This is a genomic window from Microcoleus sp. Pol8_D6 (genome assembly GCF_036700965.1).
GTDB lineage: Bacteria > Cyanobacteriota > Cyanobacteriia > Cyanobacteriales > Microcoleaceae > Microcoleus.
Genome location: NZ_JAUBPW010000047.1, coordinates 41,836 through 54,242, shown reverse-complemented (window position 1 = coordinate 54,242; position 12,407 = coordinate 41,836). Strand labels below are relative to the sequence as shown.

General features: G+C 44.3%; 9 protein-coding genes. 5 read left to right on the top strand and 4 right to left on the bottom strand.

The window, feature by feature from the left end; all coding sequences use genetic code 11:
• The first annotated feature begins 95 nt into the window (after positions 1 to 95).
• Positions 96 to 674: a ferric reductase-like transmembrane domain-containing protein gene (locus tag QUA10_RS18975; protein ID WP_333083984.1), complete on the top strand. Its 579-nt coding sequence runs from the start codon at positions 96 to 98 to the stop codon at positions 672 to 674.
• 102 nt (positions 675 to 776) lie between these two features.
• Positions 777 to 2,141 carry a WD40 repeat domain-containing protein gene (locus QUA10_RS18970; RefSeq protein ID WP_333083986.1) on the top strand — a complete coding sequence of 455 codons (1,365 nt, stop codon included), beginning with the start codon at positions 777 to 779 and terminating at the stop codon, positions 2,139 to 2,141.
• A 95-nt stretch (positions 2,142 to 2,236) separates the two neighbouring features.
• On the opposite strand, the gene QUA10_RS18965 is transcribed toward QUA10_RS18970, so the two are convergent.
• Positions 2,237 to 2,653: a transcriptional regulator gene (locus QUA10_RS18965; protein WP_333083987.1), complete on the bottom strand. Its 417-nt coding sequence runs from the start codon at positions 2,651 to 2,653 to the stop codon at positions 2,237 to 2,239.
• A gap of 111 nt (positions 2,654 to 2,764) precedes the next feature.
• Positions 2,765 to 3,073 (bottom strand): type II toxin-antitoxin system HigB family toxin, encoded by a 309-nt coding sequence (locus QUA10_RS18960; RefSeq protein WP_333083988.1) that lies wholly within the window; start codon positions 3,071 to 3,073, stop codon positions 2,765 to 2,767.
• A 143-nt stretch (positions 3,074 to 3,216) separates the two neighbouring features.
• Here QUA10_RS18960 and QUA10_RS18955 point away from each other — a divergent pair, with 143 nt between their 5' ends.
• Entirely contained in the window at positions 3,217 to 3,501 is a 285-nt protein-coding gene (locus tag QUA10_RS18955; RefSeq protein ID WP_333041199.1) for a DUF2470 domain-containing protein, read from the top strand.
• 188 nt (positions 3,502 to 3,689) lie between these two features.
• Positions 3,690 to 5,327 (top strand): AAA family ATPase, encoded by a 1,638-nt coding sequence (locus QUA10_RS18950; RefSeq protein WP_333083989.1) that lies wholly within the window; start codon positions 3,690 to 3,692, stop codon positions 5,325 to 5,327.
• Between the two features lie 140 nt (positions 5,328 to 5,467).
• Here the strand turns inward: QUA10_RS18950 and QUA10_RS18945 are convergent, their stop codons facing one another.
• The gene (locus QUA10_RS18945; protein ID WP_333083990.1) at positions 5,468 to 6,544 is read right to left on the bottom strand and encodes a DUF3616 domain-containing protein; all 1,077 of its coding nucleotides are present in this window, start codon (positions 6,542 to 6,544) and stop codon (positions 5,468 to 5,470) included.
• Between the two features lie 518 nt (positions 6,545 to 7,062).
• Between QUA10_RS18945 and QUA10_RS18940 the strand changes: the two genes are divergently transcribed.
• Positions 7,063 to 8,166: a site-2 protease family protein gene (locus QUA10_RS18940; RefSeq protein ID WP_333083991.1), complete on the top strand. Its 1,104-nt coding sequence runs from the start codon at positions 7,063 to 7,065 to the stop codon at positions 8,164 to 8,166.
• A gap of 286 nt (positions 8,167 to 8,452) precedes the next feature.
• Here QUA10_RS18940 and QUA10_RS18935 read toward each other — a convergent pair whose 3' ends face one another.
• A complete protein-coding gene (locus tag QUA10_RS18935) occupies positions 8,453 to 12,118 on the bottom strand; it encodes a PAS domain S-box protein (RefSeq protein ID WP_333083992.1) in 3,666 nt (1,221 codons plus the stop codon).
• Between the last annotated feature and the right edge of the window lie 289 nt (positions 12,119 to 12,407).

Genomic DNA, 12,407 nt, shown 5'->3' with positions numbered 1-12,407 from the left:
CTAATTATGAAATGGAACCGAAAGATAAAAAATAAAGGCAACTTAGTTAATGCAGTTTAGATGTTTGACAGCTTACTTAGCAGTGAGGGTAAGTTATGCAATTTTCAACGATAAATTTAGATACATTTTCTCAGGCGAGTCTCCTGGGATTCGCTGCCTTAACAGCCTATATTCTCACACTGCTTCCCACAAATTTGATAATTGTTTTCCCTCTTACAAGAAAAAATATCTTTCCCAAATGGCTGCTGAAATATCGCCGTTTCATTGGTCTCCTCTCTTTCTTTTTAGCTGTAGCTCACGGATTCATATTTTTCAAACAAAGAAACTTTGATATCAAAGATATCAAAACTTATTTTGTTTACTTCCAGGGAGTAGCAACATTCATTATTTTTACTCTTTTGGCTATCACGTCTAATGATTGGAGTGTGAAAAGGCTCAAGAAAAATTGGAAAAAATTGCAGAGTCTCACTTACCTTGCTATGTTTTTAGTAACCTGGCACATCTGGGATAAAATGGCCGGTCACTGGACATATTTAACGCCTGTTGGAATTGCAGCTATAACCGCCATAATAGTTTTATTCCTCTGTCGCACCTGGATTCAGCGCCAATCTAGACCACAAAAACATCACCCAACCGCCGACAAAGTAACAGTGCTAAATAAAAGTGTTGGATAGAATTTATCCAACTAAGAATTCAGCCAAAACCTCAGTAATAATTTTGTGAAATTGGAAGCGGGAAGTTTATTTTACATAAACTTAGTTTGGGAGGTCATGTTGATGATATCAAAAGCAGTTAAATGGAAAACTTTAGCCTTGACATTAACAGCAGTTGTAACGGCGGCGGGCATCGGCTTCTATAGGTATTTTGCGGAATTGGAAACAACTGTATCGCAGTTTAAATCGGGGTTGTTCACTAAATATTATAGCAGTTTTAAAGATAATTCAGGGTGGATTTATGCGATCGCACTCAGTCCAGACGGCAAAACTTTAGCCAGTGGCTGTTATGGCGGCATTATCAAAATCTGGAACTTGCAAACCGGCAAATTACTTTACACCATAAAAGCACATACCGATGCAATTGAAGCCCTCGCCATTAGTCCTGATGGCAATCTTCTGGCTAGCGGGAGTTGGGATAACCGAATTAAATTGTGGAATCTCAAAACTGGCATACTAATCAATACCTTGAAAGGTCATGCGGATGATGTCAAGGCAATAAGTATCAGTCCTGATGGAAAGTTACTCGCTTCTGGAAGTACCGACAAAACTGTAAAATTGTGGAAGTTTCCCGATGGCAAACTACTCCGCACACTTCCAGATACAGACTGGATTCAATCTGTCGCTTTTAGCCCAGACAGTAAAATTTTAGCAAGCGGCAGCGAGAATGGAACTATCAAGATTTGGTGGCTTGATGATGGCGGCAATTACACGCTGACTGGGCATTACGGGCCGGTGAAATCTGTTGCTTTCAGTCCAGACGGGAAAACTTTAGCCAGTGGCAGTGCGGATAAAACTGTTAAGCTGTGGCAGTTTATAAATGGCAAAGTTCTCCACACATTAACAGGACATTCCGGCCCGGTGCTCTCAGTTGCTTTTAGCCCGGATGGACAGGCTTTAGCTAGTGGCAGCTACGACAAAACTATTAAGCTGTGGAACTTGAAAACAGGTGAAATTCTGACAAATTTTGCGGATCATTCTAAGGCTGTTTGGTCTGTCGCTTTTAGCTCTCAAAATCCTGTTTTAGCCAGCGGCAGCGCAGATGAAACTATTAAGCTTTGGCCTGTACCTATCCCGATTGCAACTCAGGTTAACTCTCCTGCGCCAGAGGTAGAGGCAGCACCTTCGGAAATTATCTCCCCCGGTGAAATTGCACAGTTGAACCGGAAACTTTACGACCACATTGACAACAATTGGCGCTCGACTCCCAGCTTCAACACTTCATTAGTTTATCGCGTTACCGTGAATGAAGAAGGGGCAATTATAGATTATCAGCCACTTAACCACGAAGCGGTGGATTTTCTCCCAGAAACTTCTCTTCCTTCCTGTCGTAAAGCTGCTCGTAAACCAAAGCTTTTTAGTCAGTTTCAGGTAGTGTTCAAACCCTCTGGGGTGCTTGAAGTTAACCCGTGGCAAGGGTGGAGGTAATAATATTAATTATGAAAAGCTATGCAACATAAATTTTTCATAGCATTACCCAAAGTTTTATTAAAACCAGGCCGCCCAAAACGCTCCATTTAATTTTAAGCAGTTGTTTTAACTCGATGCAACGGAAAGAAAACAGCGGGCGATACGCCGAAAAACTCTGCAAGTTTTTGTATGTGTTCTGTTGTAAGTTGGCGCTTTTCACGGAGGATATCTGAGACAATAGACTCGGTTTTAAAAATAGGAACGAGGTCTTTTTGTCTGAGTTCAAAATCTTCGATTAAAGCCTTTAAGAGTTCTACTCCGTAAATGTCAGGTATGGGTTCTAAAGTTCGCTCGTACTCATAAACCATAGTTCCTAGTACATGGAGGTAGTCGCGTTCGTCTGGAGTCAGGTCGCCTTTGTCCAACAAAGAATCGATCGCTTTTTGAGTTGCAATTAATTCCTCCTCAGCAGTTATGGGTCGGGGAGGAAATGTTTTGAGTAGTTCGATATAAGCGCTAGAATTTTTCATGTGAGTATGCAAGATTAAGAAAGTAGAACACGATCGTTAGACATCTCCAGAAAAGCCTGTAAAGGGAAGGCAGGATGCCTAACCCCTACTCCCGACAATTATTCGAGATGTCTATTCATACCACGGGTCTTTTTTCCATTTATCTTCGTCGTATTCTTCATGTGTAAGTACAGCTCTAATAAAAAATTTTTTAGGCTTAAATTCATAATCTATGAAAGTAATCAGTCTGTAATTATTACCTCTGATGTTAAACACAGTAAAGTTGCCAACTCGATCGGCGGAGGAAAAAACTGATTTCACTTCAGCTAGATTTGACCACTCAGCTATTGTCGCAATTTTGTACCAATAGCGCAGGCTTGTTTCGGCATCAGGATGCTTTTCCCAAAATTTCCTAAGCGCTGATTGAGAGATAACGTGCATACGTTTCCTGGATAACAAACAAATTTACGCATCGATGAGACTCCCGCTAGAATCGTTTTAATGTTATCTTAGCAAATTGCGAAGTGTCTGGTCAACTCCGATCGCAGTACAATCGATCGATATTGCATCTGAGGAATCTCCCTATGTCAGAACAGTTTTCCACTGAGATTAGCGATCGCATCTGCACTCACATGAACGAAGACCATGCTAGTGCTGTCGTGCTGTACGCTCAAGCATTTGGCGACCAACCGCAGGCAACGGAAGCTCAAATGCTCGCTATTGATGCCAATGGCATGGATTTAACCGCTAAAGTCAACGACGAAACAGTGCCTGTTAGAGTAAATTTCGATCGCACTTTAAAAGACGCCGAAGATGCTCATCACACTCTCATTGATATGGTGAAACAAGCTCGAAAAGTTGCTAAGTAGTCAATTGCCTACTATTCTGTTATAATTTTAACGTTTGCAGTACGGACTTTAGTGTGGTTAAATAGTTGTTAAGGACTCAAGTCCTTAGTGAAAACCTTTAGTTAGGTTAAATTTTTTTAAAGACTAAAGTCCGTACTGCCAAAAAAATATTTAATAAAGTTTAATTTTACTCTAAAATATCCACTAAAATGACAGAAAATTACCCAGACCCCAAAGAATTAGATGTCGTCAATGGCAGTAAAAATAACCATTTCGAGGCACTGGTAAAGCGACTAGATTTGATGATTCGCGCCCGCTATTCGCTGCTGTACATTGTCAGCGCGGAGGAGGAACCGGTCGAGGCTGTAATTGACCAAGTAGCGCTGCAAGTAACTCCCGCGCGCCGGGTGTTGTTCTGGGATCTTGTGCGTGGCTGGGAGGATAACGGTTCAGGGAAAGGTTCGGTAATGGCGGCGCTCGATCGCGTCAGCAAAACTGCTGTTGAAGAATATACCATATTTGTACTGCGGGATTTGCACCCAATTTTGAAATATCCATACAGCGAAAAAAGCGCGGCGGTAGTGCGAGAATTGCGGAATTTAACGCGAGAATTGAAGCGCAGCAAAAAAACTATAGTTCTTACTTCTCACACGCTGGAATTACCTGAAGAATTGAAAGAAGAAGTAACAGTAATTGATTTTCCTTTGCCCAACGTCCAAGAAATCGACAGTTTAATTTCCCACGTTGTGGAAAAGCCGCAACAGTTGCAAGTTAGCGGTTTAGCAAGGGAACAGTTGGTTAAAGCTTGTCAGGGTTTGAGCCGCGCTAGAATCGGGCGGGTTTTAGCTAAAGCTTTGGCTGCAAAACAGCAAATTAACGAGTCAGATATTGACGGAGTTTTGGAGGAAAAACAGCAAGCAATTCGCCAAACGGGAATTTTGGAGTTTTTTAACTCCAGAGAATCCCTAAAAAGTGTGGGCGGCTTGGAGAATTTGAAACAGTGGGTAAAAATGCGGCAAGATGCTTTTACTGACGAAGCGCGTCGCTACGGTATACCCAATCCGAAAGGCGTTTTGTTAGTAGGAATTCAAGGCACAGGTAAATCTTTATCTGCGAAAACTATTGCTTGCGAATGGCGTTTGCCACTGTTGCGCTTGGATACTGGGAGATTGTTTGGCGGCGTGGTCGGGGAAAGCGAAAGCCGCGTCAGGCAAATGATACAATTAGCAGAGGCGATCGCACCTTGCGTTTTGTGGATCGATGAAATAGATAAAGCCTTCGGCAACATTATCAGCGGTAGCGACGGCGATTCAGGAACTTCGCGCCGGGTATTCGGCAGTTTGATTACTTGGATGCAGGAAAAAACAAGTCCGGTGTTTATTGTTGCAACTGCAAATAACGTACGGATTTTGCCGGCAGAGTTGCTGAGAAAAGGCAGGTTTGATGAAATTTTCTTTTTAAATTTGCCCTCTGAATTGGAACGGCAAGATATTTTTAAAGTGCATTTGCAGCGTTTGCGGCCGACTAGATTGCGCGAGTTTGATTTGGGAGTTTTGGCGAAACGCGCTGAGAATTTTAGCGGTGCAGAAATTGAGCAAGTGGTAATAGATGGATTGTATCGGGCCTTTGGAACTTTTGTAAACGGACAGCGCCGGGATTTGATGACGGAGGATATTTTGAGGTCGATCGAGGATACAGTACCTTTAGCTGCGATCGCGCGATCGCAAATTGAAGATTTGAAGCGCTGGGCGGCGGAAGCGGGCGCGAGAACAGCTTCTAACGATACTCACTTAATTGATGAATTGAAACGCTACAGCCAGCGGCGGAGGGATGCGATCGACAATTAACTTAATTTCTAGGGTGCGTCAGTTAATGTCTAATTAATTCTCGAAACAATTACACCTGACGCATCTTCCTAATCGCATGGTGCGTCACTTAATGGCTGATTAATTATCCCAAATATCTCCCGTTATCACGCACCATACTACTACGAACCTAATTTAAAAACATCAGCAAGAATAGCACTTTCCTCAACCATTCTCCCCGCATCCGGCGAATCGTAAACCACTAACAGCGAATTCTGCTCCCCCAAATACGGAAACAGGCTCAACCCTTCAGCATTGTCCGTACCCACTTTAAAAGGCAAGTCAAACAATACCTCCAAATCTCCCCCATCTTGCCCAGTAATACTGTCGCCCGATCGCCCTAAAATCCCCTTTAACCGAAAAACCCTCGTCGCCCCAGATAGCGTCATCGTCGGCCCGGCTAAAACAATCAAATCTTCCCCGTTCCAGCACAATTCTCGCACGCCCAAACCGTTCAAATCAACAAAATGTTTGTTGTACAATTTCCCTCCTTCCCCAATTTCCTTAAGCCTTAAAACTCCCGCTTGAGCCTCTTCAACTTCTATCTCTAAAATTATCGCCCAACCCCGCAGCACCGGCCCCCGCAAACCGAGCAAAATGCGATTTCCGCGCACCGCCAACCCTTCAATATCAAAGCCATTTTCTTTACTCGGAATCGGCACAGATAAATACAAACCGATGTGGCTGTCATCTTTGAGCGCATCTGTCAGCAAATTGCCTGTTTCTGTCCGCTGAAGACATCCCGCTTTCAGTTGGGTTTCGGGATTGTTTGAAGGGGAAATTGACTCGCACAAAATCCCGTCTTTCATAGGAATGCGCGCTAGCAAATAGCGGTTGACCTCAGTCTCGATTTGTGCTAATCTTTCAATGTCTTTGTCTGCGTCTTTGCCTTTAGTTTTTTTGCGTTTTGTGCTGTGAGAACCCATCAGCCACAGATAATCGCCGCTGAAATCCATTCCTTCTATATCGATTTCGGATTTTCCAGGTAGATCGATAAAATCCGCGATCGCAAATCTTTGATGTTCTCCAAAAATATGAGGCGCCACAAGCGACAAACGCTCGATCGAAGTCGTTTCATCTGAACCCAGCCACAAATTGCCATCGGGAGTTAAAGCAACAGCGGATAAGTCTGTAATAATATCCGCCGCTTCGCTGTTGAATTGCAGCAGCAGCCGACCGAGCAAAAAAGATTCTGGCATAATTATTAGCACCTAAACTATTCTTAGGGTAAGTCATTATAGCTAAATCTGCTTGAAACTCATAGGTTGCAACATTCTCAATCAGGCTTTTATTGGCGGGCTCGCGTGCCCACCCCACAATAAAATTTAATTTTTGTGGAACAGGCATCTTGCCTGTTCGTGACGGGCAGAATGCCCAACTCCTACTCCCCACAAGAAAGAAAATTCATCTGTTGTGTAACAGACATCTTGCCTGTTCATGACAGAGGTGCTCTGGGCGTGAGTTAAAAGAGATTGCAAACTAAAACAGAAAACTAAAACAAATATCCTCCTCAAGCCTCATAGCGAAAACTTCCGTTTTGAGATAAGGATTTTTAACCCCTAGCGGGCCAAACCGCAGTCGGCGTTGATTATTCCGCAAACCGAACCTCCACAGACGGATAACACCCTAATGGAAGCATTAACATCGCCGTTACGTTTCGTTACGATAAGGAGACAGAGAGAAAAACCTCTCATTCGTAAAGTCAGAGGTAGCGATTATGAACGGTACATTTCGCGTCGGCAGCCTGTTTGGGATTCCCTTCTTTGTCAACGCATCTTGGTTTTTAGTTCTGGGTTTAGTAACCTGGCAGTACGGCGGTGCACTAGCTGCCCTGTTTCCCACATTGGGCCCCGTAGCGCCCTGGATGCTGGGATTATTCACAGCGTTACTGTTATTTGCTTCCGTCTTAGCCCACGAATTAGGACACAGTTGGGTAGCCATTAAACAGGGAATTGGCGTGAAATCGATTTCGCTATTTCTGTTTGGCGGACTGGCTAATTTAGAAAGAGAATCTAAAACCCCCGCAGAAGCATTTTGGGTAGCCATTGCAGGCCCGTTGGTCAGCTTATTTTTATCCGGTTTGTTAACAGCGATCGGCATCGGTGCTGGTCTCACAGGCCCCGCAGCCGCCATCGTCGGACTTTTAGCTTCCATTAACTTAGTTTTAGCCTTATTTAACTTAATTCCCGGTTTGCCCCTTGACGGCGGCAACATCCTCAAAGCAATTGTCTGGAAAATTACTGGCAACCCTTACAAAGGTGTAATTTTTGCTAGCCGCGTAGGTCAAATAATTGGTTGGATTGCCATTGCTACAGGCGTATTCGGCAATATTTGGAATCTAGTAATCGGTTGGTTCTTACTACAAAATGCCGGTCAATCTGCCCAATATGCCACAGTCCAAAATCAACTGGCAGGCCTGACAGCCGCAGATGCTGTTACCCCCGAAAGTCCGATCGTCTCGCAAGACTTGTCCCTCAGAGAATTTGCCAACAACTACGTGATCGGTAGCACTCAAACCTGGCGCAGATTCCTGGCAACAGATGATGCCGGACAATTGGTAGGTGCGATCGACCTAGACGACCTCAAAACCATTCCTACCGGAACTTGGCCCCAAGTTTTCGTCAAAGAACTCCTGAAGCCGATCGAATTTTCCACCACCGTCAAACCGGAATTATCCCTCCTCGAAGTCGTCACCCTCCTAGAACAACTCAAAGTACAAGAACTCCCCGTCATTCGCGAAAACGGCGTTCTCGTAGGACTTGTAGAAAAAGCTGAAATTGCCCGCCTGTTACAAAGACGAGCCGAAGCGAACCCTGCTTGATATCCTCCGATACTTGACAAATAATAGTTAACCCCCTCGATTTCCCCTTACCAAAATGGCGATCGGGGGGGTTAACTCTAGCTTGAAAAAAGTCAAGTCAAACACTCAATTGTTAGCAGCAAATCCAGCATGATAATTATCGGAGTGTATTGAGCATCTGAGCGAGGATTTTATGCCCTATCATGACTATTGTGGCAGTCGCTCAAATAACTGTTCTGGGAGCATCAATGCAGAACAGCTACTTTATAGATAAGGTGAGCTTAGCCGCCCCCGAAAACTCAGCAATCTACAGCTCAATTTCAGCAATCAAATCTAGTATTTTTTGATAATCAAAATTATAGAGATGATTCCTCATAACTTCCGCAAAAACATCATTATCGCTGCCGATTTCCTCAATAGTTGTGGCAATCAAGTCGAAGTCAGCCTCACGAACTGCCCGTTTTAGATTGCTCGTCCATTCTGGGGAAACTTTCGGCTTGGAGTCCAGCGTAAATATTGCAGCACTATCAGATATTTTTTCTTGTACCATACTTGAACTCTGCGATAAATCATTGACTTCAACATATTTATTGATGACTTCACCAGCACCCACTGCGGTAACAACTTGAATATCAAACTTGAAGACAGTCCCTTGTCCCACTTCGCTCTCGACGGTAATGTCGCCGCCCATTAATCTTATGAACTCGCGGCTGATGTTTAATCCTAAACCCGTACCTGTTTGAACTTGCTTTTCTGATGAAGCTTGCACCAATAATTCAAATATGCTTTCTAATTTTTCCGGGGAAATACCAACTCCTGTATCGGCTATTTCAAAACCAATAAAAATAGTTTTTTGAGGTTCTTCAATATTTAAAAAATCGTTTTTTATATGCTCAATTATTCCTTTTTTCTTGGAGCATACTGTGACTAAAACTGAACCAAATTGGGTAAATTTAACCGCATTATCTAATAAATTAATTAGCACTTGTCGCAACTTGACATCATCAGTTTGCACGTATTGGGGAACATCGGAAAAGTAGTCAATAATTAATTGCAATCCTTTATTCATCGCCGCAATTTGAAACATATTTTGCACTTCCCCCAGCAAGCGGTACAAGTCAAAAATTTTGGCGTTGAGTGTCATGCGCCCAGCTTCTATTTTAGATAAGTCTAAGACTTGATTGATCAGTTGCAGCAGGTGTTCTCCGCTGCGGCGAATAATTTTGATATTTTCTTTTTCCGGCAAAGTTAAATTAGTGCTGGGTTCCATTAATTGAGCGAAGCCGAGAATGGCGTTGAGGGGGGTTCGCAATTCGTGGCTCATGTTGGCGAGAAAGAGGCTTTTAGTTTTGTTGGCAGCTTCTGCGGCTTCTTTGGCTTGTTGGAGTTCTTGTTCTGCTTGTTTGCGATCGCTCGTATCAATGATTATGCCGTGCCAGACAATATCTCCATTCTCGCGCAATTCGGGTCTAGAATAACCTTGCAGCCATTTGAGTTTTCCCGATGCTGTCACAATCCGCCACTCGTGGGAAAATGGTTCTAGATCAGTGGCACTTTTGACAAGTGCCTCGAAGTGGCTGGAGCGATCGTCCGGGTGTATTTGTTCGTAGAATAAAGCAAAGTTGTTCTGGATTTCCTCCGGCTCTAATTCTTGAATTTCTCGGCATAGAGGACTGATATATTCCATCTTGACTGAGCCGTCGGGATGCTGCACGAATATGTAAAGTTCTCCGGGAACAGTGTTCGCTAATTTGTGAAACAGAGCTTCGCTTTTTTGCAAGGCTAATTGTGCTTGTTTGCGATCACCAATATCAATCCCAAATCCAAACAAGAAATCCAGGCTGCCACCTTCGTCGAGCACTGGTGTGCCGTGCCACTCGACTAACAAAGTCCGATCGTCAGAAGTGAGAATGCGATGTTCGTTAACCGTTTGCTCCCGCGCTGTTACGCCCGTAAAAATTGAATGTAATCCGGCTCGATCGCTTGCGGGTACAAATGTAGCTAAGTAATCTTTGCCTGCAACTTCCGTGGCAGTATAGCCCACAGCTTCCAGCATACTGTTATTCGCCAGCAGGATTTTACCCTCAGAGTCGATCGCCACAAAAAAAATCGGAGAATTTTCGATAATCTTTAAGTTAAAGTCGCGCTCTTGACGGATAATTTTTTCAGCTTGCTTGCGCTCCTCAATTTCGAGCTGCAAGCGGGCATTGATCGAGGCTAGCTCGATCGTGCGATCGACTACTTCAATTTCCAGAGTACGGTTGTAGTCAGCCAATATTTGCTCTGCCTGTTTGCGAGCCGTAATATCTTTAAAAACATTAAGAACATAAAGGATATTCCCCGCACCGTCCAACACCGGCAGCGCTCGCACTTCCAAACGAATATTTTTCCCGTCTCGGCGAATATCCATATCTTCCGCAATCACCTCGAAGCCACTCAACGCCCGCACAAACGGCATTTGCTCGGCCGGGTACAATCGATTAGTGCCTGCTATATAAATTTGATAAGCTTGTGGTAGCTCTTGTGCGGTAGCATCGGGCATTTCTCCCCTACCCAATATCTGCTCACCCGCCGAATTCATGAAAATAACTGCGCCGCCCGGATTGATCGCCGCGACTCCAACAGGCAAATTTTCTACCAGTTGGGCAAATTTTTCTTCACTTTCTGCCAAAGCTTGAAAAGACTGTTTCAGTTGAGCTGCCATCTCGTTGAAAGACTCGGCTAATTCGCCGACTTCCTCAAGCCTACTGAAAGCAACAGGGCGATCAAATTCTCTGGCGGCAATATCTTTAGCTGCTTCGTTGAGCCGCAGCAGCGGCAGCGTTACCCACCTCGCTGTCAGCATTCCAGCAATTGTCGATAGCAGCAGCGCCCCCCAACAAAGTAAAATTGTAGTGCGCGTATTTTTGTTAATTTGCCCCATGAAATCCGATTCGGGAACTGCGATCGCAATCAGCCAGTTCAAACCATAAACATCAGAAAACGGCAGCACTTCCACAAAATATTCCTGCCCGTCTCGGCTAAATTTCAGTTGCTGCCGCTGCTTAATGTCGCCAAAGCCCCCGAAGTGTTCGTACAAATATTTAGCTGCGGTACGAATGACAGGAGTTTGGCTGTCTAAAACATTCACCCGCTGCAGTTGCGGCTTTCCAGACATCTTTCTAAAGGCTGATTCTTGACTTGAACTGGCAACCAGCAAGCCCGATCGTTCGATCGCGAAAATTTGTCCCGTTTTGCTAAGCTTGATGCGATGGAGATATTGCTGAAGTTCCAAGAGCGAAAAGTGTACGGCACTAACTCCCAGCAATTTACCATTTCGATCGCGAATCGGTTGGCTGGCAGCAATAAAAACAGTCCCAGGAGTAAAACCCGGATAAATGCTCGTCCAAATCGGTTTATTAGCTGCGACAGCTTCCTTGTACCAGGGGCGGAGACGGGCATCATAGGTTCCGGGTTCTGCCTTTAATTTAGCGGTGCGAGTGCCTCTGCCGTCTGTAGCGTAGTATATGGTCTGAAACTTAGTATACTGGTTCGCCGCGACAATTTGCAAGCTGTTATCCGTGGGGTTGCGCCAAATGCCAAGATATTCTCCTGATTTTGCAGCACCGAAGGATATCCATTGAATGCTTTTAAAAGATCGCATTTGCTGCCAAAGGAACTTCTCTCCCCGAGGCTGCGGTTTTTCTAACTGTAAGTTTAATTCACCGCGCTCGATCGCTTCAGCGTTAAGTTTATTTACCCACTGGGTAGGTTCGAGAAAAGAAATCAGCTTTTCTTCAACTCTCTTTCCCGTCTCCGCGATCAATTTATCGGCGAGTTCTTCGACTGCTTTGTCTCCGTTGCGAAAGGACAGATACCCGACAATCCCTACTACGGCGACAATTTGCAGCACAAAAGAGGCCACTAGAAGGTGACGCAGGGAGATTTTTGTTTGGTGTTGAGAAGTTTTACTCGCGAATCGGGGCAACGGCATAGGCTGATGACTAATTGCTCCCTAACACTTTAACTGTTCTAGCCTGTAATTTCACTCACGGGCGATCGAGGTGTTTCCTTGCCCTCAAAACCCCTCGCATACAGACACAAATCAGGAGCAAGCACGAGACTTATACAATTTTAGATTTTAGATTTTAGATTAAATAATTCCGAATGAATGATGAAGCTCTTGCTTTCGAGCTTCGCTACAGTTGCACTCTTGTTTTCAACGGGTATGACGCACTGTTAGCTGAGAATACCTCCGCCATTTTCTTGCTTTCGTGAGTTTC

Coding starts and splice junctions, on each gene's coding strand:
- QUA10_RS18960 (WP_333083988.1), bottom strand. CDS start 3,073: ATGCACGTTATCTCTCAATCAGCGCTTAGGAAATTTTGGGAAAAGCAT.
- QUA10_RS18975 (WP_333083984.1), top strand. CDS start 96: ATGCAATTTTCAACGATAAATTTAGATACATTTTCTCAGGCGAGTCTC.
- QUA10_RS18940 (WP_333083991.1), top strand. CDS start 7,063: ATGAACGGTACATTTCGCGTCGGCAGCCTGTTTGGGATTCCCTTCTTT.
- QUA10_RS18955 (WP_333041199.1), top strand. CDS start 3,217: ATGTCAGAACAGTTTTCCACTGAGATTAGCGATCGCATCTGCACTCAC.
- QUA10_RS18950 (WP_333083989.1), top strand. CDS start 3,690: ATGACAGAAAATTACCCAGACCCCAAAGAATTAGATGTCGTCAATGGC.
- QUA10_RS18945 (WP_333083990.1), bottom strand. CDS start 6,544: ATGCCAGAATCTTTTTTGCTCGGTCGGCTGCTGCTGCAATTCAACAGC.
- QUA10_RS18935 (WP_333083992.1), bottom strand. CDS start 12,118: ATGCCGTTGCCCCGATTCGCGAGTAAAACTTCTCAACACCAAACAAAA.
- QUA10_RS18965 (WP_333083987.1), bottom strand. CDS start 2,653: ATGAAAAATTCTAGCGCTTATATCGAACTACTCAAAACATTTCCTCCC.
- QUA10_RS18970 (WP_333083986.1), top strand. CDS start 777: ATGATATCAAAAGCAGTTAAATGGAAAACTTTAGCCTTGACATTAACA.